The following is a 24,985-nucleotide window of genomic DNA, read 5'->3' on the forward strand; positions in this document are numbered from 1 at the left end:
GCACCTCCCGTATCGCGTACCGTTGACTGCCGTCACAAACACGTTACGCTGAATCCGTCCGCAACCAGGGGCCAACGAGGGGCGAACCCGCCATGGACCTGCTGCCGTCAGCACACGTGGACACTTTCCCGCGGGATCACCTCCCGCCGCGTGACCAGTGGCCCGTCCTGACCCAAGACCTCCCCGAGCTGGCCTATCCGGGCCGGCTCAACTGCGGTGCCGAACTCCTCGTCACCGGGGCGCCGGAGGCACCCTGCCTGCGGATGCCGGGCGGTGAGGTCTGGTCGTACGCGGACCTGCGCGCCGCCTCCGACCGCATCGCGCACGTGCTGACCGAGGACCTCGGGGTGGTGCCCGGCAACCGCGTGCTGCTGCGCGGCCCCACCACACCGTGGCTGGTGGCGTGCTGGTTCGCCGTCATGAAGGCGGGCGCGGTCGCGGTGACCGTGCTCGCGGCGCACCGCCCGCACGAGCTGGCGACGATCTGCGAGATCGCCTCCGTGCGGCACGCGCTGTGCGACATCCGCGCGCTCGACGACCTCGCCAAGTGCGAGGCGCCCGGGCTGCGCATCGCCACGTACGGCGGCGAGGCGCCGGACGACCTGCTGCGGCTCGCGGCCGGCCGGCCGGACTCCTTCGCCGCGGTGGAGACCTCGTCCGACGACGTCGCGCTGATCGCCTTCACCTCCGGCACGACCGGTCGGCCCAAGGGGTGCATGCACTTCCACCGGGACGTGCTGGCGATCGCCGACACCTTCTCCGCGCACGTACTGCGACCCACCTCCGCGGACGTGTTCGCCGGCAGCCCGCCGCTGGGCTTCACCTTCGGGCTGGGCGGCCTGGTCGTGTTCCCGCTGCGCGCGGGGGCGTCGGCGCTGCTGCTGGAGCAGGCCGGCCCCGAGCAGCTGGCCCGGGCCGTCGCGGAGCACAAGGTGACCGTGCTGTTCACCGCGCCCACCGCCTACCGGGCGATACTCGCCTCGCACGGCTCCCGTGACCTGTCCTCGCTGCGGCGCTGCGTGTCGGCGGGCGAGAACCTGCCCGAGGCGACCTGGCACGCCTGGTACGAGTCGACGGGCCTGCAGATCATCAACGGCATAGGGGCCACGGAACTGCTGCACATCTTCATCTCCGCGGCCGACGACGTCATCCGGCCGGGCACCACGGGCCTGCCGGTACCGGGCTACCGGGCCCGGGTCGTCGACCCCCTGACGCTGTCCCCCGTGCCGGACGGCGAACCGGGGCTGCTCGCGGTGCGCGGCCCCACGGGCTGCCGCTACCTGGCCGACGAACGGCAGCGGGAGTACGTGCGGGGCGGCTGGAACATCACCGGCGACACCTACGTGCGCGAGGCGGACGGCTACTTCCGCTACGTGGCCCGCGCCGACGACATGATCATCTCGTCCGGGTACAACATCGCGGGCCCGGAGGTCGAGGAGGCACTGCTGCGCCACCCCGACGTACGGGAGGCGGCGGTCATCGGCGTACCGGACGACCAGCGCGGCCAGATCGTCCGGGCCTTCGTCGTGCTGCGGGACGGCCCGCCGCGCGACGAGCACACGGTCGAGGCGCTGCGCGCCTTCACCCGGGAGGAGATCGCGAGCTACAAGTGCCCGCGCGAGATCGTCTTCCTCGACGCCCTGCCCCGCACGCCCACCGGGAAGCTGCAGCGCTTCCGGCTGCGCGACCTACAGTGATCGCGTGACCGAGCACACCCCCAGTTCACTGATCCTGACCTTCTTCGGCGCCTACGGCCGGGCAGACGGCTGGGACGGGCGGATACCCGTCGCCGGGCTGATCCGGCTGATGGGCGCCGTCGGCGTGGACCCGCAGGCGGTGCGCTCGGCGGTCTCCCGGCTCAAGCGCCGCGGCCTGCTGGAACCGGACCGGGTCGGCGGCGCCGCGGGCTACGCCCTGTCGGAGGACGCCCGGCAGCTGCTCGCCGACGGCGACCGGCGCATCTACGGTCACCCGGCCGGCGGAGCGGAGGTCGGGGAATGGGTCCTCGCGGTCTTCTCCGTCCCGGAGAGCGAGCGCCACAAGCGGCACCTGCTCCGCTCCCGCCTGGCCCGCCTGGGCTTCGGAACCGCCGCCCCGGGCGTGTGGATCGCGCCCGCCCGCCTCCGCGAGGAGGCCCTGCACACCTTGCGCCGGCTCGGCCTGGACACCTACGTCGACCTCTTCACCGGCACCCACCTCGGCTTCGAGCCGACGGCCGCGGCCGTGCGCCGCTGGTGGGACCTCGACGCCGTCGCCCAGCGCCACCACGCCTTCCTCGACGCCCACGAGCCCGTGCTGCGCGGCTGGGCCGCCCGCCGTACGACCCCGCCGCAGGAGGCCTTCGCGGACTACCTGCGCGCCCTCGACTCCTGGCGCCGTCTCCCCTACGCCGACCCGGGCCTGCCGCCCGCCCTCCTCCCGCCCGACTGGCCCGGCGGCCGCGCCGCGGCGGTCTTCGAGGGCCTGCACGCGCGGCTGCGCGACGCGGGCGCGGAGTTCGCGCGGTCCGCAGACCCCGCGGCGTGACGGGCCTCCCCGGTGATCGTTGGCGTAGTCACACGCCCGCACGGCGATTCAGGAGGGACGCGCATGTCGGTTCGCCCCGGGCAGGCCCGCTCGACGGCGGGCGACGCGGCCGTACTGGCCGCGTTCCTCGAACTCGTCGTGCCGGAGGGCTACCGCGCCGAATCGATCGAAGGAGAGATCGTCGTCGCCCCGCCACCCGACGGCGACCATCAGGACGCGGTGGCCCGGCTCGCTTGTGCGGTCGCCGCGGAGTCGGCCGCCGATCTCTACGTCGCGTTCACCAAGGGCCTGATCAGTCCGCTCGGGCGATTCGTCCCCGACGCCGCCGTCGTCCCTACGGGGCACTTCAGGGGACAGCCGCCCTGGGCCGACCCGGCGGGAGTGCTGATGGCGGTCCGGGTGACGGCGGCGCGCCCGGCGAGGGACCGCGGCCCGCGGCGACGCGGCCGCCGGCATCCCCTTCTGCCTGCTGGTGGACCGCACCGAAGGCACCGTGACCCTCTACAGCGAGTCGGATGCCGAGGACTACCGTCAGGACGTCCGGGTGCTGTTCGGCAAGGAGCTCGACCTCCCCGAGCCGTTCGCGTTCACGCTCGACACCTCCGCCTTCCGCTGAGGCGGCCGCCCTTCACACGTCCAGCGTGAGCCGGGGCCGGGGGGCGTCCGTGCGGCCCGTGGGCGGGCGGCGGCTGCCGGCCTGGTACGGGAGGGGCCAGGGGGCGCCGGGGCCGGAGTAGCCCTGTTCGGCGGCGGCGTGGAGCGTCCAGTTGGGGTCGTAGAGGTGGGGGCGGGCGAGCGCGCACAGGTCGGCACGGCCGGCGAGGATCAGAGAGTTGACGTCGTCCCAGGAGGAGATGGCACCCACCGCGATGACGGGCAGGCCAAGTTCGTTGCGGATCCGGTCGGCGTAGGGGGTCTGGTAGGAGCGGCCGTAGTCGGGCGCCTCGTCGGGGACGACCTGGCCGGTGGAGACGTCGATGGCGTCGGCGCCGTGGGCGGCGAAGGCCCGGGCGATCTCGACCGCCTCGTCGGCCGTCGTACCTCCCTCGGCCCAGTCGGTGGCGGAGATGCGGACGGTCATCGGGCGGTCCTCGGGCCAGACCTCGCGGACGGCGTCGAAGACCTCCAGCGGGAACCGCAGCCGTCCGGCCAGGTCGCGGCCGTAGGCGTCGGTGCGCCGGTTGGTGAGCGGGGACAGGAAGGACGACAGCAGGTAGCCGTGGGCGCAGTGCAGCTCCAGCAGGTCGAACCCGGCGCGGGCGCCGCGGGCGGCGGAGGCGGCGAACTGCTCGCGGATCGCGGCGTGCCCGGCGGAGTCCAGGGCGTGCGGGACCTGGCTGACGTGGGGGTGGTACGGCAGCGGGGAGGGCGCCGAGAGCGGCCAGTTTCCCTCGGGGAGCGGCTGGTCGATGCCCTCCCACATCAGCCGGGTGGAGCCCTTGCGGCCGCTGTGGCCGAGCTGGAGGCCGATCGCGGAGCCGGGGCGGGCGTGCACGAAGTCGGTGACGCGGCGCCAGGCGGCCTCCTGCCCGTCGTTCCACAGGCCCGCGCAGCCGGGGGTGATCCGGCCCTCGGGGCTGACGCAGACCATCTCGGTCATGACCAGGCCGGCGCCGCCGAGGGCGCGGGCGCCGAGGTGGACGAGGTGGAAGTCGCCGGGGGTGCCGTCGGTGGCGGAGTACATGTCCATCGGAGAGACCACGACCCGGTTGCGCAGGGTCAGCCCGCGCAGGGTGAAGGGGGTGAACATGGGCGGTGTGTCCGGCCCGGTGCCGAACTCCCGCTCCACGGAGGCGGTGAAGTCCGCGTCGCGCAGCCGCAGGTTGTCGTGGGTGACCCGGCGGCTGCGGGTGAGCAGGTTGAAGGCGAACTGCCGGGGCGGCTGGGCGGCGTACTGCTCCAGGTGCTCGAACCACTCCAGGCTGGCCCGCGCCGCGCGCTGCGTGCTGGCGACCACCGGCTTGCGCTCGGCCTCGTAGGCGGCGAGCGCCTCCGGGACGCCGGGCTGCTCGTGCAGGCAGGCGGCGAGGGCGAGGGCGTCCTCCATGGCGAGCTTGGTGCCGGAGCCGATGGAGAAGTGCGCGGTGTGGGCGGCGTCGCCGAGCAGCACGATGTTCCCGTGCCGCCAGCTTTCGTTGACGACGGTGGTGAAGGCGATCCAGCGGGAGCGGTTGCCGCGCAGGCTGTGGCCGTGCAGGGCGTCGGCGAAGATCTTCTCGCAGCGGGCGATCGACTCGGCCTCGTCCAGCCGGTCCAGCCCGGCGCGCCGCCAGACGTCCTCGTGCATCTCGACGATGAAGGTGCTGACGCCGGGCCGGTACGGATAGCCGTGGGCCTGCATCACGCCGTGCTCGGTCTCGGCGATCTCGAAGCGGAAGGCGTCCAGGGCGAGGTCGGTGGCGAGCCAGATGTAGCGGCAGCGGTGCCCGGTGAGGGTGGGCCGGAAGACGGCGGCGTGGGCGCCGCGGGTGGCGCTGCCCGCGCCGTCTGCGGCGACGACGAGGTCGTGGTCGCGGGCCAGCCGTTCGGCGGCCGGGGCGAGTTCGCGGGTGCGGACGGTCACGCCGAGGTCGCGGCAGCGGTCGTGGAGGATCGCCAGCAGCGTGCGCCGGTCCACCGCCGCGAAGCCGTGGCCGCCGGAGGTGACGGCACGACCGCGGTGGTGCACGTCGATGTCGTCCCAGCGGGTGAACTCCCGTTCCAGGGCCCGGAAGACGACGGGGTCGGCGTGCTCGATGCCGCCGAGCGTCTCGTCGGAGAGCACCACACCGAAGCCGAAGGTGTCCTCGGGCGCGCCGCGCTCCCAGACGGTGATGTCGCGTTCCGGGTCGAGGCGTTTGAGCAGCGCGGCGGCGTAGAGCCCGCCGGGGCCGCCGCCGATGATGGCCACCCGCACGGCTACCGGCCCTTCCAGTTGGGGCTGCGCTTCCCGGTGAACGCCGCGTGGAACTCGGCGTAGTCCTCGCTGGTCATCAGGAGGGCCTGGGTCGCGGCGTCCATCTCCACGGCGGCGCCGAGCGGCATGTCGAGCTCCGCGGTGAGCAGGGCCTTGGTCTGCGCGTACGCCAGCGCTGGGCCGGTGGCCAGGCGTTTGGCGAGGGCGGCGGCGCTCGCGTCCGCCTGGCCGTCGTCGACGAGTTCGCTGACCAGGCCGATGCGGTCGGCCTCGGCGGCGCCCAGGGTGTCGCCGAGCATCAGCAACCGGGTGGCGTGGCCGAGGCCCACCATGCGCGGCAGCAGGTAGGCGGCGCCCATGTCGGCGCCCGCGAGGCCGACCTTGGTGAAGAGGAAGGCGAAGCGGGCGGAGCGCTCGACGATCCGGAAGTCGGAGGCGAGGGCGATGACGGAGCCGGCTCCCGCCGCGACGCCGTGGACGGCCGTGACGACGGGGAAGGGGGCCTCGCGGATGGCGCGGACGACCTGTCCGGTCATGCGGGTGAAGTCCAGGAGCTGTCCGGCGCCCATGGCGAGGGTGGCGCCGATGATCTCGTCGACGTCCCCGCCGGAGCAGAAGCCGCGGCCGGCCCCGGCGAGCACCAGCACCCGGGTGTCGCCGTGGTGCGGCAGCTCGGTGAGCAGGTCGCGCAGGTCGGCGTAGGCGCCGAAGGTGAGCGCGTTGAGCTTGTCGGGGCGGTCGAGGGTGACGGTGACGACGCCGTCCGCGCGCTCGACCCGCAGGTGCCGCCATTCCTCGGTACGGCCTGCGGAGCCTCGGTAGGGGCTCATGGGCACGTCCTCCTTCACGGGGGAGGCAGGCTTGCCAACACCGCGAAGTTATCACTCCTTCGTGACCGCCGTCACGAGTGCGCGATAAGCGCGGCGCCTCACACGCCTCCCAGCGTGGCGACGAGGACGGCCTTGATGGTGTGCATCCGGTTCTCGGCCTGGTCGAAGACGATGGAACGCGCCGACTCGAAGACCTCGTCGGTGACCTCCAGCGAGGTCAGCCCGTGCCGTTCGTGGATCTCCCGGGCGAGGGTGGTACCGAGGTCGTGGAAGGCGGGCAGGCAGTGCATGAACTTCGCCTCGGGACGGCCGGTGGCCCGCAGCACGTCCGAGGTCACGGCGTACGGCTTCAGCAGCGCGATGCGCTCGTCCCAGACCTCGGCGGGCTCGCCCATCGACACCCAGACGTCGGTGTGGACGAACTCCGCGCCGGCGACGCCCTCGGTGACGTCCTCGGTCAGGGTCACGCGGGCGCCGGTGACCTCCGCCAGGCGCCGGGCCTCGGCGACGACGGAGTCGTCCGGCCACAGCCGCTCCGGGGCGACGATGCGTACGTCCATGCCGAGCAGGGCCCCGGTGACCAGGAGCGAGTTGCCCATGTTGGAGCGGGCGTCGCCGAGGTAGGCGTAGGCGGTCTCCTCCAGCGATGAGCGGGAGTGCTCGGCCATGGTGAGCACGTCGGCGAGCATCTGGGTGGGGTGCCACTGGTCGGTGAGGCCGTTCCACACGGGCACCCCTGCGTGGGCGGCCAGCTCCTCGACGACCTCCTGGCCAGTGCCGCGGTACTCGATGCCGTCGTACATCCGGCCGAGCACACGGGCGGTGTCCTTCACCGACTCCTTGTGGCCGAGCTGGGAGCCGGCCGGGTCCAGGTAGGTCGTGGAGGCGCCCTGGTCGGCCGCGGCGACCTCGAAGGCGCAGCGGGTGCGGGTGGAGGTCTTGGCGAAGATCAGGGCGATGTTCCGGCCCGCGAGCCGCCGGACCTCGGCCCCCGCCTTCTTGGCCGCCTTCAGCTCGGCGGCCAGCTCCACCAGCCCGCGGAACTCCTCGGGGGCGAAGTCCAGCTCCTTGAGGAAGTGGCGGCCCGTGAGGTCGATGGCCATGGGGGCTCCTAGGTCGGGGTCGGCCGGGTGCCGAACATGAGTGCGCCGGGACCGTGGAAGTCTATACGAATAAACGCATCCTTATACAGCCCGGCGGCCACGGCCACGGCCAGGACCGCCCCCGTCAGACCGGGTCCCGCTCGATGGGGCAGCTCATGCAGCGCGGGCCGCCGCGGCCGCGCCCCAGCTCGCTCCCGGGGATCTCTATGACCTCGATGCCGCGCTTGCGCAGGAAGGTGTTGGTGGTGACGTTGCGCTCGTACGCCAGGACGACGCCCGGCTCCAGGGCGAGCACGTTGCACCCGTCGTCCCACTGCTCGCGCTCGGCGGAGTGCACGTCCTGGGTCGCGGTGAGCACCCGGATGTCGTCGAGGCCCAGGGCCGCCGCGATGGCCCGGTGCATGTGCTCCGGCGGGTGGTCGGTGACCTTGAGGTCGCGCTCCCCGGCGCCCGGCTCGATGGTGTACGAGCGCAGCATCCCCAGGCCCGCGTACTTGGTGAAGGTGTCCCCGTCGACCATGGTCATCACGGTGTCCAGGTGCATGAAGGCACGGCGCTTGGGCATGTCCAGGGCCACGATCGTGGTGGCCGACCCCGCGTTGAACAGGCGCTGGGCCAGCATCTCCACGGCCTGCGGGGTGGTGCGCTCGCTCATGCCGATCAGGACGGCGCCGTTGCCGATCACCAGGACGTCGCCGCCCTCGATGGTGGACGGGTAGGCCGCCTGGCCCTCGGACCACACGTGGAAGGAGCCGCCCGCGAAGAGCGGGTGGTGGCGGTAGATCGCCTCGTAGTTGATCGTCTCGTGCCAGCGGGCCGGCCAGCGCATCGCGTTGATGCTGACCCCGTCGTACACCCAGGCCGAGGTGTCCCGGGTGAAGATGTGGTTGGGCAGCGGGTCGAGCAGGAATCCGTCCAGGTCCATCACGTGGAAGCGGACCGAGGTCGGCTCGGCGAAACGGGCCAGGAACTCCCGCTTGGTCATGCCGCCGACCAGGGCCTCGGCCAGCTCGGCCGCGGACAGCTCGTCGAAGGCGGCGCGCAGGTGGTCGGTGACCACCGGGCCGTACTCCTTCTCGTCGAAGACCCGGTCCAGCACCGTGCGCCGGGCCTCGGGCAGGGCCAGCGTCTCCCGCAGCAGGTCACCGAAGAGGTGCACGGCCACGCCCCGGTCGCGCAGCACGTCGGCGAAGCCGTCGTGCTCGGCGCGGGCCCGGCGCACCCACAGGACGTCGTCGAAGAGCAGGGCGTCCTTGTTCGACGGCGTGAGCCTTTTCAGCTCCAGGTCGGGGCGGTGGAGGATGACGCGGTGCAGCCGCCCTGCCTCGGAGTCCACATGGAATGCCATGGAGCTAGACATTCCCACTTGGCAGGGGTTTACCGCCAGGGAGGGGCGGGCACCCGGGTGCCCGCCCCTCACCCGTCACAGCCGGGGGTCCACCGGCTCGGACTCCAGGGCCAGGACGGCGAAGACCGCCTCGTGCACACGCCACAGCGGCTCGCCCGCGGCCAGCCGGTCCAGCGCCTCCAGGCCCAGCGCGTACTCGCGCAACGCGAGGGAACGCTTGTGGCCCAGGGCCCGGGAGCGGAGCCTGACCAGCTGGTCGGGCCCGGTGTACTCCGGACCGTAGATGATCCGCAGGTACTCCCGGCCGCGGCACTTGATGCCGGGCTGGACCAGGCGGTTGCCGTCCTCGGTGCGTGCCAGGGCCTGGAGCGGCTTGACGACCATGCCCTCGCCGCCGGCCTCGGTCAGCTCCAGCCACCACCGCGTGCCGGCGGCCACCGACTCCTCGTCGCGGGTGTCGACGAGCAGCCTGCGGGTCTCCTGCAGCAGCCCCGTCGGGTCGTTCGCGACCAGGCGGTCGATGAGGGCCAGCTGTTCGTCGTGCGGGAGCGCGGCGAGGCTGCGGCCCTGGGCGGCCAGGACCTGGAAGGGCGCGAGACGCACCCCGTCCAGGCCCTCGGTCGTCCAGCAGTAGCGCCGGTACGCCTCGGTGAAGGCGGCGGCGTCCGCGGACCGCCCGCGCTGCCGCTCCAGCAGCCCCGCCACGTCGGTGCCCCGCGCGACGGCGGACTCCAGGGCGGCGAGCGCGCCGGGGAAGACCGCGCCGGAGGCCGCGCCCACGGCGGCGTACTGCTTGCGCAGCAGGCCGGAGGCCTTCAGCGACCAGGGCATCAGCTCGGCGTCGAGCAGCAGCCAGTCCGTGCCGAGCTCGTCCCACAGCCCGGCGGCGGTGACGGAGGCCCGCAGCCGCTCCAGGACCTGTTCGGTGACGGCCGGGTCGTCGAAGAACGGACGGCCCGTGCGGGTGTGCAGGGATCCCGTCACGCCGCCGGTCACGCCGAAGTGCTCAGCGGCCGCCTCCGCGTCGCGGCACACCAGCGCCACGGCGCGGGAGCCCATGTGCTTCTCCTCGCAGAGCACCTGGCCGATGCCGTCCGCCCGGTAGGCGGCGAACGCCTCGTGCGGGTGCTCCAGGTAGCCCTCCAGCTGCGAGGTCGCGCACGGCGACATCGTCGGCGGCAGGTACATCAGCAGCCGCGGGTCCACCGCGAACCGGCTCATGACCTCCAGCGCGGCGGCCGCGTTCTCCTCGCGGACGGCGACCCGGCCGTGGTGCACGGTCTCCACCACACGGCGGCCGCTGACATCGGCGAGGTCGAGCGGCCGCCCGTCCTGGCCGCCGGGGGCCTCGCTCGCCAGCGGCTTGGCCGGCTCATACCAGACCCGCTCCGCGGGGACATCGACGATCTCGCGCTCGGGCCACCGCAGGGCCGTCATCCGGCCGCCGAAGACGGCGCCGGTGTCGAGGCAGATCGTGTTGTTGATCCACGAGGTGCTCGGCACGGGCGTGTGGCCGTAGACGACGGCGGCGCGGCCGCGGTAGTCCTCCGCCCACGGGTAGCGCACGGGCAGGCCGAACTCGTCGGTCTCGCCGGTGGTGTCGCCGTACAGGGCGTGCGAGCGGACCCGGCCGGAGGTACGGCCGTGGTACTTCTCGGGCAGGCCGGCGTGGCAGACGACCAGCTTGCCGCCGTCGAGCACGTAGTGGCTGACGAGTCCGCCGATGAACTCGCGCACCTGCTCCCGGAAGGCGGGGTCCTTCTCGTCCTCCTTCTCCAGTTGCTCGATGGTCTCGGCGAGGCCGTGGGTGTGCTGGACCTTCTTGCCGCCGAGCCAGCGGCCCAGCTTGTTCTCGTGGTTGCCGGGCACGCACAGGGCGTCGCCTGCGGCGACCATGCCCATGACGCGGCGCAGCACGCCGGGGCTGTCGGGGCCGCGGTCGACGAGGTCTCCGACGAAGACGGCGGTGCGGCCCTCGGGGTGCACGCCGTCGACGTAGCCCAGCTTGCCGAGCAGGGTCTCCAGCTCGGAGCTGCAGCCGTGGACGTCGCCGATGATGTCGAACGGGCCGGTGAGCTCGCGCTTGTCGTTGTAGCGGCGCTCCAGCACGACCTCGGCCGCCTCGACCTCCTCGGTGCCGCGCAGGATGTGCACCTTGCGGAAGCCCTCGCGCTCCAGCTGCCGCAGGGAGCGGCGCAGCTCGCGCTGCTGGCGCTGCACGACGTGCCGGGGCAGGTGCGCGCGGTCGGGACGGGAGGCGTTCCGCTCGATGCAGACCTGCTCGGGGACGTCGAGGACGATCGCGATGGGCAGCACGTCGTGCTCGCGGGCGAGCCGGACGAGCTGGCGGCGGCTCTCCTGCTGCACGCTGGTGGCGTCGATGACGGTGAGCCGGCCGGCGGCGAGCCGCTTGCCGGCGATGTAGTGCAGCACGTCGAAGGCGTCGCCGGTGGCGGCCTGGTCGTTCTCGTCGTCGCTGACGAGTCCGCGGCAGAAGTCCGAGGAGATCACCTCGGTGGGCTTGAAGTGGCGCCGGGCGAACGTCGACTTGCCGGAGCCGGTGGTGCCGACCAGGACCACGAGGGACAGGTCGGTCACCGGGAGGGTGCGCTTGCCGGTCATGCGGACGTGACCTCCTTCGCAGTCGTGGTGGTGGTCGTGGTGGCGGTCGTGGTCTGGGTGATCGTGGCGGTCGTGGTGGTCAGGGTGAAGACGGCCATCTGGGTGGGCGGGCCGACCTCGGGGTCGTCGGGACCCACGGGGACGAAGCGGACGCCGTAGCCGTGGCGGCCGGCGACCTGTTCGGCCCACGCGCGGAACTCCTCGCGGGTCCACTCGAAGCGGTGGTCCGCGTGCCGGACGTGCCCGGCGGGCAGCGTCTCCCAGCGCACGTTGTACTCGACGTTCGGCGTGGTCACGAGCACCGTCGCGGGGCGTGCCGAGCCGAAGACGGCGTACTCCAGGGCGGGCAGCCGGGGCAGGTCGAGGTGTTCGACGACCTCGCTGAGCACGGCGGCGTCGTAGCCCTTGAGCCGGGCGTCGGTGTAGGTCAGGGAGCCCTGCACCAGCCGGACGCGGGAGGACTGCCGCTCGCCCATGCGGTCCAGCCGCAGCCGCCTCGCCGCCTCGCCCAGGGCCCGGGACGACACGTCGACGCCGAGGACCTCGGTGAAGCGGACGTCCTTCAGCAGCGCGCCGACCAGCTGGCCCTGGCCACAGCCGAGGTCGAGGACACGGCCCGCCCCGGCGTCGCGCAGCTCCGCCAGGATCGCCTCGCGGCGCTGCACCGCCAGTGGCAGCGGCTTCTCCTCGGTGTCCACCTCCTCGTCCACGGCGTTGTCCAGCTCCTCGGCCTCGCTGTCGTCCGCCTCGGCGAGCCGGGCCAGCTCCAGCCGCTCCATGGCCTGCCGGGTCAGCGACCAGCGGCGGGACAGGTAGCGGCTGGTGATCAGCCGCTGCTCCGGGTGGGCGGCGAGCCATCCGTCGCCCATGCGCAGCAGCTTGTCGACCTCGTCGGGCGACACCCAGTAGTGCTTGGCGTCGTCCAGGACCGGCAACAGTACGTACAGGTGCCGCAGGGCCGCGGACAGCCGCAGCTCGCCCTCGAGGGCCAGCCGCACGTAGCGCGACTCGCCCCACGCGGGGAACATCTCGTCCAGTGCGACCGGTTCGGCCTCGACGGTCCAGCCCAGCGGCTCGAAAAGCCGGCGCACGAGAGCGGCGCCGCCGCGCGCGGGCACGGCGGGGATCTCGATCCGCAGTGACAGGGGCTGCGCGGCCCGCTCGGGGCGGGCGTCGCAGACGCCTCTCAGGGCGCTGACGAACACCGTGCGGAGGGCGACCGCCAGCAGCGACGAGGCGGCGTACGGCCGGTCGTTGACGTACTGGCCGAGCGCGGAGTCGGGGGCCCCGCCCCGGCCCTTGCCCTTGCCTCGCCGGACCAGCGCCACCGGATCGACCTCCAGCAGCAGCGCGGCGGTGCACCGTTGCTCGGACGCCACGGGGTAGAAGACGTGGGCGTCGCCGTAGGAGGTCGAGAAGACCTGGGCCTTGTCGGGATGCTTGTGCAGCAGGAAGCCGAGGTCCGTGGCGGGCAAGCCGCCGCTGCCGGTGGTCGTTATCGTCAGGAACACCGCCTGAGTATCGCCTGCCCGCCGTGGCCCCGAACAGCGGTTTTCCCCGGCTGGGGGGCGAGGACGGAGGCGAGGGCGGATATCTGCGCGGGCCCGACCCGGCAGCATCCCCCGATGAGCCGGGCACCGGCCCGCTGCCAGGCGGACGCCAGGTCCGGGTCGAAGGCCGGAGCGCCGCTCCAGGTGCGGCCCCGTTCGTCCCAGGCCTCGCCGCTGTTGGGGTAGACGACCACGGGCAGGTCCACGGTCGCCGCCGCCGTCTCGACCGCCCGGGCGGCGTCCGCCGGGTCGCAGCAGTTGACGCCGACGGCGATCACCTCGTCGGTGTCCGCGGCGATCCGGAAGGCCTCCTCCAGGGGCTGCCCGGCCCGGGTCGCCCCGTCCGCGACGGTGTAGCTCAGCCAGACCGGCACCCCGAGGCCTTCGACGGCCCTCAGCAGCGCCTCCGCCTCATCGGTGTCCGGCACGGTCTCCAGCGCCAGGACGTCCGGGCCCGCCTCGGCCAGCGTCTCGATCCTGGGCCGGTGGAAGCGCTCCAGCTCCGCGACGGCCAGCCCGTAGCGGCCCCGGTACTCGCTGCCGTCCGCGAGCATCGCGCCGTACGGTCCCACGGAGGCCGCCACCCACACGTCCTCGCGGTCACGGGCGGCGGCACGAGCGAGGGCGACGCTGCGCCGCAGCAGGGCGGTCGTCCCCTCCCGCCCGATGCCGCGCGCTGCGAACCCCTCGTAGGTGGCCTGGTAACTGGAGGTGATGAGCACCCGCGCGCCCGCCCGCACGTAGGCGGTGTGCGCCGCCTCGATCTGCTCCGGCTCGTCGGCGAGCAGCCGGGCGGACCAGAGGGCGTCGTCGAGGTCGCAGCCCTGGTCGGCGAGCTGGTTGGACAGCCCGCCGTCGAGGACGACGGTGCCCTCGGCGAGGGCCTGCGCCAGGGGCCGGGCGGGTGCGGGCATCGCGGGTGCTCCTTGCGTGGTGTGCCGGGCTCAGCCGAGCTGCGACTGGACCTCGGAGGCGATCAGTTCCAGGTGCCCGAGGTCGCTCAGGTCCAGGATCTGCAGGTAGAAGCGGGTGGCGCCGAGCTCGGCGTAGCGGCCGATCTTGTCGACGACCTCGGCGGGGGAACCGGCGAGGCCGTTGGCCTTGAGCTCGTCGACCTCACGGCCGATGACCGCGGCCCTGCGGGCGACCTCGGCGTCGTCCTTGCCGACGCACACGACGAGGGCGTTGGAGTAGACGATCTCGTCCTTGCCCCGGCCTTGCTCCTCGGCGGCCTCCCGCACCCGGGCGAACTGTGAGGCGGTGTCCTCCAGGGAGCCGAAGGGCAGGTTGAACTCGTCCGCGTAGCGGGCCGCGAGCCGCGGGGTGCGCCTGGCACCGTGGCCGCCGATGAGGACCGGGAGCTTCGCCTGGGCCGGCTTGGGCAGGGCGGGCGAGTTCTCCACCGTGTAGTGCGTGCCCTTGAAGTCGAAGGTCTCGCCGACCGGGGTCTCCCAGAGGCCGGTGACGATGGCGAGCTGCTCCTCCAGCCTGGCGAACTTCTCCTTCGGGAACGGGATGCCGTACGCGGCGTGCTCGTCCGCGTACCACCCGGCGCCCAGGCCCAGCTCGACCCGGCCGCCCGACATCTGGTCCACCTGCGCGACCTGGATGGCGAGCACACCCGGCAGCCGGAAGGTGGCGGCCGTCATCAGCGTGCCGAGCCGGATCCGCTTGGTCTCGCGGGCGAGGCCGGCCAGGGTGATCCACGCGTCGGACGGCCCCGGCATGCCGTCGACGTCGCCCATCTTGAGGTAGTGGTCGGAGCGGAAGAAGGCCTCAAAGCCGAGCTCCTCGGTCGCCTTGGCGACGGAGAGCAGGGTGTCGTACGAGGCCCCTTGCTGGGGCTCGGTGAAGATTCGAAGATCCATGGCTCCATCCTGCACCTCTTCGCCCGGATTCGATCGGCAACCTGTCGCGTGTGGCACCCTCCCGGACAGGGGACGACAGCAATCCGCCAACTCCGCTTCCGCAGAGCGGACTTGGTGCTCATGCGCCCTCCCGCTGCCGTGCCTCGACCGCGCGCAGGAGCACTCCCACCCGGTCCTTGGACTCGTCGGCGGCATCGACCGCCTCGATGCACTGCCAGTACTCCGTCTCGCTCTCGGCGGTGCAGGCCACCGAGACCAGGGCCATGCCCAGCTCCGACAGCAGTTCGCGCAGCTCGCGCAAGGTCCCGGCCGGTTCGCGCACTTCGGTGAGCATGGCCGCGCGCAACGGCCCGGAGGTCACACCCGGCGGTCCCGTGGCGCCGCACGCCCGGCCGCCCGCCTCGCAGACGGAGAAGCCGGCGGTGCGCAGCTCGGGCGCCCCGTGGAGCGCGAGGTGGCTGCCGATGGCCTCCGTCAGTGCCTGCACCTGCCAGGCCTCCGCCATCAGCTCACGCTCGGTCCCGCCGCCGCGCAGCGCCTCCCGCGTGGCCCTGATCAGCCGTACCGCGTCCATCACGACGCACCCCCGCTCCGTTTCCACCCCGCCGTCCGTTCCTCACTCAGCGTGACGGATCGTGACGAGAGGCGGAAGTGGCCGGTTTCTGCCTGTGGACAACGCGGTCACCCGTCCGTGTGAGCGGCGCGCCGTGCGTCAGTCCCCGGCCCCCGGCAGAGGGAAGCGCAGCTCGTTGCGGTCGATCTTGGCGGACAGGGCCTCCAGCACGTCCACGCCGAGCACCTCGCAGAACTGCAGCAGGTACGCGAGCACGTCCGCCACCTCGTCCCGCACCCGGTGCGCGCTGTCGGGGTCCTCCATCACCCCCGCCGCCTGTTCGGGGGTGAGCCACTGGAAGATCTCCAGGAGCTCGGAGGCCTCGACGCTCAGGGCCGCGGCCAGGTTCTTGGGTGTGTGGTACGGCTCCCAGCGCCGGGCGGCCGCGAAAGCGGCCAGCCTGCGCTGCAGCGCGTGCAGATCCTCGGTCACACCCGCAGGTCTACCCCATCGCCGCCGCGTGCTGCGGCGGGGCCTGCCCGGCCGGCGGGGTCCCGGCGGCAGGCGCATGCGGGCCCGTCCCCTGCACCGGCACGCGTTCCCGGTCCGCCGCCGCGCCCCCGAGGCGCAGCAGGGTCGTCCCCTCCGCCCCCTCGGCCACGGAGGGGTCGTGCACCGTGCCGAGCAGCCTGATGTGACCGCGTTCGGCGACCTGCGCGGCCAGCGCCAGCAACTGCCGCGACTGTGCCCGGTCCAGACCGACGTCCAGGCCGTCCGCCAGCACGGTGAGGACCTGCACGGCGTCGGGCACCTCTCCGCTGGTGTCCACCTCCAGCACGCCCGGCCCGGTCAGCAGCACCAGCGCCAGCGCGAGGAAGCGCAACTCCCCGTCGCCGAGCCGGTCCACCGGCACCAGCCCCAGCGGTCCCCGGTCGACGGCCGCCACCACGGACTCCGCGTACGCCCCCGTCCCCGGCTCACCGGCGGGGATCACCGTCAGCCCTTCTACGGGCGGGCTGCACACCGCCCGCAGCGCGCCGACCAGCGCCGCGTGCCGTGTACGGCACTCGCCCTGGGTGCGGCGCAGCACCGCCGAGAGGTTGTCGCAGCCGCCGCGGAGCAGGCCGTCCGCCACCCGCGCGGGCTCGCGCATCGTGTGCGGCCGGGGGTCGACGGGGAACACCCCGCGCAGCGCGAGCACCGTCTGCTCGGCGGCGGCGAGCACCAGCCGCTGCCCCTCGGTCGTGCCCGCGACGCGCAGCGGCAGCAGGGAGGTGGCCAGCCGGTCGTCCGGCAGCGGGGCCCGGGTCACCGGGACCAGTCCCGCCGTGTGCCAGGCCGCCTGCACCGTACGCCGCCCCGGGTCGCGCAGCGCGGTGGCGAGCAGGGTCTCCCCGGCGCCGGTCAACCGCTCACCGACGATGCGCAGTTCGGGTTCGGTCTGCACGGCGACGTCGAGCGCGACGGGGCCGACGGAGCCGTCCACCGTGCAGCCGATGCGGAAGCCGCGCCGGCCCTCGGCGTCCGGTCTGGCGGCGTGGGGCACGCACGCCGCCACTCCCCCGCGCACGCCGTCGAACGCCATGGCCAGTTCCTCGCCGGCGGCGAGCCGGCCGAGCAGGCCGAGCCCCTCCAGGACGCTGGACTTGCCGGTTCCGCTTCCCCCCGCCAGCACGGTGAGCGGCCCGAGCGGGAAGCTCGCGCCGCGGTGCGACTTGAAGGCGGAGAGCCGCAGTTCGGTGACGACCGGGCGGTCACGCTTCGTGCTCATGGAGGCGAACGTATCGGCGGCATCCGGTGCCGAACCGTTCCGCCGGGCCGGCGGTCCTCCGAAAGTGGGTAAGCCCGGCGAGGCGGCGGTTAATGTGGCGGGGTGACCGGATACGTGGCGCTCCTGCGCGGGATCAACGTCGGGCCGACGACCAGGCTCCCGATGCAGGACCTGCACCGGCTGCTGGAGGAGATCGGCGGCGCGTCCGTGCGCACCCATCTGCAGAGCGGCAACGCCCTGTTCGAGCACGAGCAGGCCGATCCGGGGAAGCTCGCGGAAGCGCTGGAGGCGGCCGTCGCCGCGGCGTTCGACGGGCGGAAGGTGCCGTGCGTCGTCCGCGAGGCCGCCGGGCTGGCCGGGGTCGTCGAGCGCAACCCGTTCGACATGACGGGCGTCGACCCGGCGCGCTTCCTGGTCACCTTCCTTTCGGGGCCGGTCGAGCCGGACCGGCTCGCGGACCTCGACCCGGCCGGCTTCGCGCCCGACGAGTTCCGCCCGGGGGAGCGCGAGATCTACGTGCACTGCCCGAACGGGGTGCAGAAGACCCGCCTCTCCCACGCGCTGTGGGAGAAGCGCCTCGGCCTGACGGCCACGGCCCGCAACTGGAACACCGTGACCCGCCTCGTGGCGATGGCCGCGGAGTGACGGGGCGGGGCCGGCGTGCGCCCCGTCACCCCTCCCGGTTCAGCCCAGGCCCCAGCCCGTCCCGAGCCGGTAGGCCGCACAGAGGTTGACGTCGAGCATGTAGGCGGCGGCCGTGCCGCACTGCGCCGCCCCGCTGCCCGGGTCGACGGGCTGGCCGTGGCCCATGCCCGTGATGCTGTACGTCTCGACGGCCGCGGCGCCGGAGGCGTCCCGGTACGTCCGGTGGGGGAAGCCCGCGACGATGTCGGAGGCGTCGGCGGTCTGGTCGGTGCCGTGCACGTCCGTCCACTGCCGCACGAGGTCGTCCATGTTGACGGGCTTGACCGTGTAGTCGGCGGTGCCCTGGAAGACGCTCAGCCGCGGCCACGGGCCCGTGTACCCGGGGAATGCGGCGCGGACCCGGCCGCCCCACTGGCCGGGCGTCTGCGTCGCGCCAACGTACATGCACACGTACGGCGAGCCCGCCGCCTGCGCGCAGCCGTACGGCAGCCCGGCGACCACGCCGCCCGCGGCATACACGTCGGGGTAGGCCGCCATCATCACCGCGGTCATCGCGCCGCCCGCGGAGAGCCCGGTCACGTACACCCGTGACGGATCGGCACCGGTGTCGGTGACCTGGCGGGCGGTCATCTGCCGGATGGAGAGGGCCTCGCCCTGGCCGCGCGCGATGTCACCGCTCTGGAACCAGTTGAAGCACTGGCTGAGGTTGTTGGCCGAGGTCTGCCCGGGCAGCACCACGGAGAAGCCCCAGCGGTCGGCCAGGGCGGTCCAGCCGCTCTGGGTGCCGTACCCCTGGGCGTTCTGGGTGCAGCCGTGGAGGGCGACGACGACCGGCCGGCCCTGCGGCAGCCCGGCGGGGACGTAGCGGTACATCCGCAGCGCGCCCGGGTTGCTGCCGAAGCCGGTCACCTCCTCGATCGTCCCGGCGGCGTGGGCGGGCCGGACGGGGACGAGCGCGGCGAGGAGCGCCACGAGGACGGCGAGCAGGGCGGCGCGCGGGCGGCCCCGTTGGAGTGCGGCTCTGAGTAAGGTCATGCGCCGGACGGTAGGAGCGCCGCGGCGCCCGCGACATGGCCCGGGGCACCACAACGCGGACGCCGCGCGTGGTGCCCCGGAACCTTCGGGCGCACCGGTGCCCGGGCATTGCCGGGGGTTCGCCGCAGCCCTCCCGGTAGTGGCCGAAGGCGTACCCCAGGACGCCCTCGCCGCCGGTCGGGGAGGGCAACCGGATTACCCCCGGCCGGCGGCACCCTGGCGGCTCAGGGGACGAGGACCATGCGGAAGCGCGCGGCGCCCGACATCATGCGGGCGAACGCCTCGTTGACCTCCTCCAGCGGCACCGTCTCGGTCATCGGGCGGATCCCGGCGAGCGCGCTGAACTCCATCGTGTGCTCGACGTCGCGCGAGGTGCCGGACGGATGGCCGACGACCGAACGGGACGACAGGATCAGCTGGGCCGGCGTGATCGGCAGCGGCTCGGAGTCGATGCCGATGACGATCAGCTGCCCGCCGGGCTGCAGCCCCTCGACTCCGGCCGCCATGGCCTGCGAGTTGGAGGCCGTGGCGAGCACGACGGTGGCCCCGCCGAGGGCCTGCAGTTCCTTGGCCGGGTCGCCGGCGGAGCTGTCGACGTAGTGGTGGGCGCCGAGCTGCATGGCCAGTGCCCGCTTCTCCTCGCCGCGCGCGACGGCGACCGTCTCGAACCCGAACTTGGCCGCGTACTGCACCGCCAGGTGCCCGAGGCCGCCGACGCCGACCACCGCGACGAGGTCGCCGGGCCTGGCGGAGCTCCTCTTGAAGGCGTTGTACGTGGTGACGCCGGCGCAGCCGAGCGGGGCGGCGTCGACCGCGGTCAGGCCGTCGGGGATCCGGGCCAGCGCGTTGACCGGGGCGACCATGTGGGTGGCGTAGCCGCCCTCGTACGCCCAGCCGGGCACCTGGAGGTTCCGGCAGTTGATGAAGTGGCCCTCGCGGCAGGGCGGGCAGTGCCCGCAGTGACCGCCGAACCAGCCGACCTCCACACGGTCGCCCACCGTCCAGTACCGCACGCCCTCACCGAGGGCGTCGATGCGCCCGGCGACCTCGTGGCCGGTGACCAGGGGGAACGTGACGTGCGGGACGGCGTTGTGCACAAAGCCGGCGTCGCTGTGACAGACGCCCGAGGCCTCCACCGCGATCCGGACATGGCCGGGGCCGGGCTCCGGCAGCTCGCGCTCGACGATTTCGAATGGTCGGCCCGGTTCGGAGACCTGGGCCACCCGCATGGAGTTCATTGCCCGTCCGCTGTGTGAGGGGTTGCGGCGCGTAGCGCCCTTCCCACCCATCGTGACCCCGGGGCGTCGTTTTCTCGCGCCGAGCGCCGGTCGCCGGGGCCGCGCGGCGAGGGCGTAGGCTGCGCCCAGCCGACCGAGGGACGATCATGAAACTACCCGCCGACCTGCTCGACCTCCTGCACCGCCCGAGCCTGTGCTTCCTTGCGACCACCATGCCGGACGGCTCGCCGCAACTGACCCAGACGTGGGTCGACACCGACGGCGAGCACGTGCTCGTCAACAGCGTGCGCAGCCATGTGAAGACCCGGAACATCGCGCGGGACCCGCGGGTGGCGGTCGCCGTCTCCGATCCGGACGACCCGTCCCGCTACTTCCAGGTCCGCGGTCGCGTGCGCGAGGTGACCACGGAGGGCGCGGAGGACCACATCGAGAAGCTCTCGCACAAGTACACCGGCGGGCCGTACCCCTGGTACGGCGGCCGTGACCAGGTGCGCGTGCTGTTCGTGATCGAGGCCGAGAGCATCAGCGGCACGGCGTGACCCGGGCGGGGCCACGACCGCCGCGGGCGGCCGCGGCCCCCGGCGCTCACCCCGTGGCGCCGGGTACGCGCTCGATGACCGCGGCCAGGTCCGTCCCCGCGGGGAGGGTGCCGAAGGCCAGGCCCCGGTCGCCGGCCAGGCGGGAGGCGCAGAAGGCGTCCGCCACCGCGGCCGGTGCGTACCGGACGAGCAGCGCGCCCTGCAGCACCAGCGCCAGGCGCTCCACGAGACGGCGGGCGCGCAGCGGGGCGTCCTCGGTGAGCACCAGCTCGCCGCGTACCCGGCGCCAGGCCTCGTCGAGGCGGGCGTCACCGCCCGCGGCGGCCTCGACCTCGGCGCGGAAGGCGTCCAGGGAGTCGGGTTCCCGGGTGAGGGCGCGCAGCACGTCCAGGGCGTTGACGTTGCCGGAGCCCTCCCAGATGCCGTTCAGCGGCGCCTCGCGGTAGAGCCGGGGCATGCCGGACGCCTCGTCGTAGCCGTTGCCTCCCAGGCACTCCAGGGCCTCGGCCACCACTGCGGGCTGCCGCTTGCAGACCCAGTACTTGCCGACGGCCGTGGCCAGCCGCAGGAACGCCCGCTCCTGCGCGTCCCCGCTCCGGGCCCGGTCGACGGCGCCGGCGACGCGCAGCGCCAGGGTGGTGGCGGCCTCGGACTCCAGCCCGAGGTCGGCGATGACGTTGCGCATCAGGGGCTGGTCGATCAGCCGGGCGCCGAACACCGCGCGGTGCCGGACGTGGTGGGCGGCCTGGGCGAGCGCGGCGCGGGTGCCTGAGGCGGAGCCGAGGATGCAGTCCAGCCGGGTCATGGTGACCATCTCGATGATGGTCCGTACGCCCTGGCCCTCGGGACCGACCAGCCAGGCCACGGTGTCGTCGAACTCCGGCTCGCTGCTGGCGTTGCTGCGGTTGCCGAGCTTGTCCTTCAGCCGCTGGATGCGGAAGGTGTTGCGGCTGCCGTCCGGCAGCACCCTGGGCACCAGGAAGCAGGACAGCCCCGCGGGGGCCTGGGCCAGCACGAGGAACAGGTCGTTCATGGGCGCGCTGGTGAACCACTTGTGCCCGCGCAGCCGCCAGGTGCCGTCCGGCCGTTCGGTGGCGGTGGTGGTGTTGGCCCGCACATCGGTGCCGCCCTGCTTCTCGGTCATCCCCATGCCGGCGAGGAGCCCGCGCTTGCCGGCGGGGGCACGCAGTCCGGGGTCGTAGACGCGGCTGGTGAGCAGCGGCTCGTACACAGCGGCCAGGTCCGGCGCGGCACGCAGCGCCGGGACGACGGCATAGGTCATGGACACCGGGCAGCCGTGGCCGGCCTCGGCGGTGCTCCACACCATGAAGCCGGCCGCGCGGGCCACGTGGGCGCCGGGCCGGTCGTCGGCCCAGGGCGCTCCGGCCAGGCCCTCGGCGAGGGCGACCTCCATGAGCGCGTGGTACGAGGGGTGGAAGTCCACCTCGTCGACGCGGTTGCCGTACCGGTCGTGGGTGCGCAGCACCGGCTCGTACCGGTTGGCCTCCTCCGCCCAGCGCTGCACCTGCTCCGATCCGGCGAGCCGGCCCAGGCGGTGCAGGTCGTCGACGTACCACCCGGCCCCCTCGCGGCGCACGCCCTCCAGCAGCACGACGTCCTCGGCGACGTCGTGGCCGACCAGCGGCGGGGCCTGGTTGGTCACCTCGTGCGTACGCGCGGCGGGGTTGCTGCGCGGCGCGGCATCTGCGATCGCGGTCATGGCAGGGCCCTTCGTGGTCGGGAGTCAGACGGCGGGCACGGCGCCCGCGCAGCGCAGGGACATCGCCACCAGTTCGGTGACGAGGTGGTCGGCGGCTCCCTCGGCGGGGGCGGACAGCGGGTCCACCAGGACCTCGCCGATGGCCCCGGTCAGGGCCGCCGCGGTGACCTCGGAATCCTGGGCGGGCAGCAGTCCGGCGGCGATCCCCTCGCGGATCACCTCGGCGAACACGGCGCGGTAGCGGCGCCGGAAGTCCAGCCGCTCCGCGCCCACGGCCGGTTCGGCCGGTGCCGCGAGCAGGGCGTGGGCCAGCCCCCGGTTCTCCATGGCGCGGCGGGCGAAGACGGTGACGCCGAGGGCCAGCCGCTGCACGGGGTCGCCACCGCCCTCGCGCAGCACCTCCCCGAGCACCTCGACCTCACGGCCCGAAGCCCGGCGGAACACCTCGACCGCGAGCGCGCCCTTGGAGGGGAAGTGCTGGTACACCGTGCCCACGGACATCCCGGCCGCGGCCGCCACCGCGGTGACGGACGCGTTCGCCCAGCCCACTTCGGCGACGACGGCCGTGGCCCGCGCCACCAGGTGTTCCCTGGCGGCGGCGAGGCGGTCCTGCACCGCGGGCGTCTTCCGGTAGGCCATGACAACAAGTGAAGCACCGTTCAGACCTTCATGCCAGCCCCGCGCCCCCGTCCCGAGGCGGCACGGGGAGGCGGTGGCGGAGCGGCGGTGCGAGGCGCCGGACGTCCTCAGCGGTGCGGCAACGGTGCTCTGGGACGACGGGAGTGCGCCGAGCCGGTCACGGTGCCGCTCGGCCGCCGCCCGCCCTCCCGGGTTCCGCTCCCCACGCCCGGAAGGTGACGCGACGTCCGTTTCACGTACCGTACGGGGAGCGGAACTCCGGCCGGGCCGCGGCCGACCCCGGTCGGATCACTCTCCGGGGTCGATGGCGGGGCGGCGGAGCTGCACCTCGGCGCCGGTCTGCTTGAAGGACTCCGCGGACACCGCGACGAGCACCGCGTCGCGGTGGAAGTCCCGGAGGTTGGTCGACCCGCAGCTGATCATGGTCGAGGTGAGCTTGGCGCGGGTGCGCTCCACGTTGTCGTACAGGCTGCCGGCATAGGGGACATAGCCGTCGACGCCCTCTTCGAAGGCCATCCGGCCGCGCTGGCCGTACCGGGCCGCGTTCTGCGCGCGCAGCGAGCCCTCGCCCCAGTACTCCTTGTACCACTGGCCGCCGATCTGGAGCTTCCGCGACGGACTCTCGTCGAGCCGGGCGAAGTAGCGGCCGAGCATGATGAAGTCCGCGCCCATCGCCAGCGCCATCGCCATGTGCGAGTCGCTCAGCAGGCCCCCGTCGCAGCACAGCGGTACGTACACCCCGGTCTCCTGGGCATAGGCGTCGCGCGCCCCGACCACGTCGAGCAGCGCGGAGGCCTGCCCGCGGCCGATGCCCTTCTGCTCCCGGGTGGTGCAGATCGCGCCGCCGCCGATCCCGACCTTCACGAACGCCGCGCCCGCGTCGGCGAGGTAACGGAAGGCCCGGCCGTCGACGACGTTGCCCGCACCGACGAAAACGGCCTCGCCGTACGCCTCCCGGGCGAATTCGAGGGTCTTCGCCTGATACACGGAATAGCCGTCCGAGGAGTCCAGGCACAGCACGTCCGCACCGGCCTCCACCAGGGCGGGAACACGGTCCTTGAAGTCACGGGAATTGATGCCCGCGCCCACCCGCAGACGCTTCTCGCCGTCCACGCTCGCGCGGTGGTACGTCTTGTGGGCCTGGTAGTCCCTCTTGAGCACCAGGGAGACCACCCGGCCCCCCTCGACCACCGGAAGGACGTCCAGGTGGTGCTGCCAGATCAGCTCGTTCGCCTCGGACAGCGAAACCGAGGCCGGCGCGGTGACCAGTCCGTTCCGGCCCCGCATCCGGCTGTCGGCGGGCTCGGCGGCTCCGTGCCGTTCCAGGTGGAAGTCGTCGAGGCTGATGATCCCCAGGAACTCGCCGTCCGCCTCCCCGTTCCCCGTCACCACGGCCACGCCCTGCTCGGTGTCGGCCAGCAGCCGGGCGACCTCCCCGAGCGGCGTCCGCGGCGCGACGGTGACGTCACCGGTCCGGAAGCCGGCCTTGTGCCGCTTCACCGCGAGGACGTCCGCGGCCTGGTCCTCGATCTGCTGGTTCTGGTGGATGAACGACAGCCCGCCGACCTGCGCCAGCGCCACCGCCAGCGCCGGTGACGACACCGCCTGCATGATGGCGCTCACCATGGGGGTGGCGACCCGGATGCCCGGCTCCTCACCGACCCGGTGACGCACCAGCGGCGCCCCGAGGTCCACTTGGTCCGGCGTGCAGTCTTCCGTGGTCAGGCCCGGAAGGAGCAGGTACTCGCTGAGCGTGCGGGAAATCTCGGGGAGGATCTTCACGTCGTCTCCAGGAGAGGAGCCTGCGCACCGGTCGACGGCGGACCGGCAAGGCTCGTGCGGGCAGTGCGGATCGACGCCGGCCGGTGGCGCACTGTCGGAAGGACGCACTCTGGAGATCCCGAGAGCGGGCGCACCCGGCGGGGCAGTGCTCGCACGCGCGGCCGAACCGGCGGCGAGGGCACGCGGACCCGATCCGCACGGTGCTGCACAGGCGCTGACTTCCATCACGCCATGCGTGATCGTATCGCGCCGCCGGGGCCCACAACGCGCTCGGCAAGGCCGTTGTCACAGGCGGGGTTTACGCTCTCCGAAAAGTGATC

The 24,985-nt window shown here is 73.4% G+C and carries 21 protein-coding genes and 1 pseudogene; 6 read left to right on the forward strand and 16 right to left on the reverse strand.

The features are described from left to right. Positions 1–92 precede the first annotated feature (92 nt). The 4 genes and pseudogenes from ACFW3D_RS05365 to ACFW3D_RS05380 all read left to right on the forward strand — a co-directional run bounded on the left by ACFW3D_RS05365 (position 93) and on the right by ACFW3D_RS05380 (position 3,142). Positions 93–1,697 carry an AMP-binding protein gene (locus tag ACFW3D_RS05365; RefSeq protein ID WP_500501515.1) on the forward strand — a complete coding sequence of 535 codons (1,605 nt, stop codon included), beginning with the start codon at positions 93–95 and terminating at the stop codon, positions 1,695–1,697. A gap of 4 nt (positions 1,698–1,701) precedes the next feature. Beyond that, positions 1,702–2,526: a PaaX family transcriptional regulator gene (locus tag ACFW3D_RS05370; RefSeq protein ID WP_500501518.1), complete on the forward strand. Its 825-nt coding sequence runs from the start codon at positions 1,702–1,704 to the stop codon at positions 2,524–2,526. 63 nt (positions 2,527–2,589) lie between these two features. Further along, positions 2,590–2,898 (forward strand): annotated as a pseudogene (locus tag ACFW3D_RS05375) (Uma2 family endonuclease); the annotation flags it as partial. Positions 2,899–2,998: 100 nt separating this feature from the next. Beyond that, the gene (locus ACFW3D_RS05380; protein ID WP_500501702.1) at positions 2,999–3,142 is read left to right on the forward strand and encodes a hypothetical protein; all 144 of its coding nucleotides are present in this window, start codon (positions 2,999–3,001) and stop codon (positions 3,140–3,142) included. Between the two features lie 12 nt (positions 3,143–3,154). Here ACFW3D_RS05380 and ACFW3D_RS05385 read toward each other — a convergent pair whose 3' ends face one another. From ACFW3D_RS05385 to ACFW3D_RS05435, 11 genes are all read right to left on the reverse strand, one after another. Next, the gene (locus tag ACFW3D_RS05385) at positions 3,155–5,422 is read right to left on the reverse strand and encodes a bifunctional salicylyl-CoA 5-hydroxylase/oxidoreductase (RefSeq protein WP_500501520.1); all 2,268 of its coding nucleotides are present in this window, start codon (positions 5,420–5,422) and stop codon (positions 3,155–3,157) included. Between the two features lie 2 nt (positions 5,423–5,424). After that, the gene (locus ACFW3D_RS05390) at positions 5,425–6,252 is read right to left on the reverse strand and encodes an enoyl-CoA hydratase family protein (protein ID WP_500501522.1); all 828 of its coding nucleotides are present in this window, start codon (positions 6,250–6,252) and stop codon (positions 5,425–5,427) included. 98 nt (positions 6,253–6,350) lie between these two features. Then, the gene (gene argF, locus ACFW3D_RS05395; protein ID WP_500501524.1) at positions 6,351–7,355 is read right to left on the reverse strand and encodes an ornithine carbamoyltransferase; all 1,005 of its coding nucleotides are present in this window, start codon (positions 7,353–7,355) and stop codon (positions 6,351–6,353) included. 124 nt (positions 7,356–7,479) lie between these two features. Continuing rightward, positions 7,480–8,703, reverse strand: coding sequence for an arginine deiminase (locus ACFW3D_RS05400; protein WP_500501526.1), 1,224 nt, complete (start codon positions 8,701–8,703; stop codon positions 7,480–7,482). Between the two features lie 75 nt (positions 8,704–8,778). After that, a complete protein-coding gene (locus ACFW3D_RS05405) occupies positions 8,779–11,325 on the reverse strand; it encodes a polynucleotide kinase-phosphatase (protein WP_500501529.1) in 2,547 nt (848 codons plus the stop codon). Continuing rightward, positions 11,322–12,836: a 3' terminal RNA ribose 2'-O-methyltransferase Hen1 gene (locus ACFW3D_RS05410; protein WP_500501531.1), complete on the reverse strand. Its 1,515-nt coding sequence runs from the start codon at positions 12,834–12,836 to the stop codon at positions 11,322–11,324. Before ACFW3D_RS05410 ends, ACFW3D_RS05405 begins: the two co-directional genes overlap by 4 nt. Next, the gene (mmuM, locus tag ACFW3D_RS05415) at positions 12,827–13,789 is read right to left on the reverse strand and encodes a homocysteine S-methyltransferase (RefSeq protein ID WP_500501535.1); all 963 of its coding nucleotides are present in this window, start codon (positions 13,787–13,789) and stop codon (positions 12,827–12,829) included. The genes ACFW3D_RS05410 and mmuM overlap by 10 nt, the downstream gene beginning before the upstream one ends. 30 nt (positions 13,790–13,819) lie before the next feature. After that, complete coding sequence (locus tag ACFW3D_RS05420) at positions 13,820–14,743, reverse strand: LLM class F420-dependent oxidoreductase (RefSeq protein WP_500501538.1); 924 nt, start codon at positions 14,741–14,743, stop codon at positions 13,820–13,822. A 118-nt stretch (positions 14,744–14,861) separates the two neighbouring features. Continuing rightward, positions 14,862–15,317 carry a DUF6099 family protein gene (locus ACFW3D_RS05425; protein ID WP_500501690.1) on the reverse strand — a complete coding sequence of 152 codons (456 nt, stop codon included), beginning with the start codon at positions 15,315–15,317 and terminating at the stop codon, positions 14,862–14,864. Between the two features lie 138 nt (positions 15,318–15,455). Next, positions 15,456–15,788 (reverse strand): nucleotide pyrophosphohydrolase, encoded by a 333-nt coding sequence (locus tag ACFW3D_RS05430; protein WP_500501541.1) that lies wholly within the window; start codon positions 15,786–15,788, stop codon positions 15,456–15,458. A gap of 10 nt (positions 15,789–15,798) precedes the next feature. Beyond that, complete coding sequence (locus tag ACFW3D_RS05435) at positions 15,799–17,067, reverse strand: AAA family ATPase (protein ID WP_500501545.1); 1,269 nt, start codon at positions 17,065–17,067, stop codon at positions 15,799–15,801. A 102-nt stretch (positions 17,068–17,169) separates the two neighbouring features. Here ACFW3D_RS05435 and ACFW3D_RS05440 point away from each other — a divergent pair, with 102 nt between their 5' ends. Beyond that, a complete protein-coding gene (locus tag ACFW3D_RS05440; RefSeq protein ID WP_500501549.1) occupies positions 17,170–17,712 on the forward strand; it encodes a DUF1697 domain-containing protein in 543 nt (180 codons plus the stop codon). A gap of 39 nt (positions 17,713–17,751) precedes the next feature. Here ACFW3D_RS05440 and ACFW3D_RS05445 read toward each other — a convergent pair whose 3' ends face one another. Both ACFW3D_RS05445 and ACFW3D_RS05450 read right to left on the reverse strand, forming a co-directional pair. Further along, positions 17,752–18,747, reverse strand: coding sequence for an extracellular catalytic domain type 1 short-chain-length polyhydroxyalkanoate depolymerase (locus tag ACFW3D_RS05445; protein WP_500501551.1), 996 nt, complete (start codon positions 18,745–18,747; stop codon positions 17,752–17,754). Positions 18,748–18,971: 224 nt separating this feature from the next. Continuing rightward, on the reverse strand, positions 18,972–19,985 hold the full coding sequence (locus ACFW3D_RS05450; RefSeq protein WP_500501554.1) for an alcohol dehydrogenase: 1,014 nt from the start codon (positions 19,983–19,985) through the stop codon (positions 18,972–18,974). A 146-nt stretch (positions 19,986–20,131) separates the two neighbouring features. On the opposite strand from ACFW3D_RS05450, the gene ACFW3D_RS05455 reads away from it, so the two are divergent. Beyond that, positions 20,132–20,524 (forward strand): PPOX class F420-dependent oxidoreductase, encoded by a 393-nt coding sequence (locus ACFW3D_RS05455; protein WP_500501557.1) that lies wholly within the window; start codon positions 20,132–20,134, stop codon positions 20,522–20,524. 46 nt (positions 20,525–20,570) lie between these two features. Here the strand turns inward: ACFW3D_RS05455 and ACFW3D_RS05460 are convergent, their stop codons facing one another. From ACFW3D_RS05460 to ACFW3D_RS05470, 3 genes are all read right to left on the reverse strand, one after another. Then, positions 20,571–22,244, reverse strand: a complete 1,674-nt coding sequence (locus tag ACFW3D_RS05460) for an acyl-CoA dehydrogenase family protein (RefSeq protein ID WP_500501561.1) — start codon at positions 22,242–22,244, stop codon at positions 20,571–20,573. 24 nt (positions 22,245–22,268) lie between these two features. Beyond that, positions 22,269–22,883: a TetR family transcriptional regulator gene (locus ACFW3D_RS05465; RefSeq protein ID WP_500501564.1), complete on the reverse strand. Its 615-nt coding sequence runs from the start codon at positions 22,881–22,883 to the stop codon at positions 22,269–22,271. A gap of 288 nt (positions 22,884–23,171) precedes the next feature. Further along, positions 23,172–24,665: an IMP dehydrogenase gene (locus tag ACFW3D_RS05470; RefSeq protein WP_500501567.1), complete on the reverse strand. Its 1,494-nt coding sequence runs from the start codon at positions 24,663–24,665 to the stop codon at positions 23,172–23,174. Positions 24,666–24,985 lie beyond the last annotated feature (320 nt).

Origin of the sequence: Streptomyces sp. NPDC058864 (genome assembly GCF_042742985.1) — a bacterium.
Lineage (GTDB): Bacteria > Actinomycetota > Actinomycetes > Streptomycetales > Streptomycetaceae > Actinacidiphila.

Coding starts and splice junctions, on each gene's coding strand:
- ACFW3D_RS05365 (WP_500501515.1), top strand. CDS start 93: ATGGACCTGCTGCCGTCAGCACACGTGGACACTTTCCCGCGGGATCAC.
- ACFW3D_RS05390 (WP_500501522.1), bottom strand. CDS start 6,252: ATGAGCCCCTACCGAGGCTCCGCAGGCCGTACCGAGGAATGGCGGCAC.
- argF (WP_500501524.1), bottom strand. CDS start 7,355: ATGGCCATCGACCTCACGGGCCGCCACTTCCTCAAGGAGCTGGACTTC.
- ACFW3D_RS05400 (WP_500501526.1), bottom strand. CDS start 8,703: ATGGCATTCCATGTGGACTCCGAGGCAGGGCGGCTGCACCGCGTCATC.
- ACFW3D_RS05405 (WP_500501529.1), bottom strand. CDS start 11,325: ATGACCGGCAAGCGCACCCTCCCGGTGACCGACCTGTCCCTCGTGGTC.
- mmuM (WP_500501535.1), bottom strand. CDS start 13,789: ATGCCCGCACCCGCCCGGCCCCTGGCGCAGGCCCTCGCCGAGGGCACC.
- ACFW3D_RS05420 (WP_500501538.1), bottom strand. CDS start 14,743: ATGGATCTTCGAATCTTCACCGAGCCCCAGCAAGGGGCCTCGTACGAC.
- ACFW3D_RS05425 (WP_500501690.1), bottom strand. CDS start 15,317: ATGGACGCGGTACGGCTGATCAGGGCCACGCGGGAGGCGCTGCGCGGC.
- ACFW3D_RS05435 (WP_500501545.1), bottom strand. CDS start 17,067: ATGAGCACGAAGCGTGACCGCCCGGTCGTCACCGAACTGCGGCTCTCC.
- ACFW3D_RS05445 (WP_500501551.1), bottom strand. CDS start 18,747: ATGACCTTACTCAGAGCCGCACTCCAACGGGGCCGCCCGCGCGCCGCC.
- ACFW3D_RS05450 (WP_500501554.1), bottom strand. CDS start 19,985: ATGAACTCCATGCGGGTGGCCCAGGTCTCCGAACCGGGCCGACCATTC.
- ACFW3D_RS05455 (WP_500501557.1), top strand. CDS start 20,132: ATGAAACTACCCGCCGACCTGCTCGACCTCCTGCACCGCCCGAGCCTG.
- ACFW3D_RS05460 (WP_500501561.1), bottom strand. CDS start 22,244: ATGACCGCGATCGCAGATGCCGCGCCGCGCAGCAACCCCGCCGCGCGT.
- ACFW3D_RS05465 (WP_500501564.1), bottom strand. CDS start 22,883: ATGGCCTACCGGAAGACGCCCGCGGTGCAGGACCGCCTCGCCGCCGCC.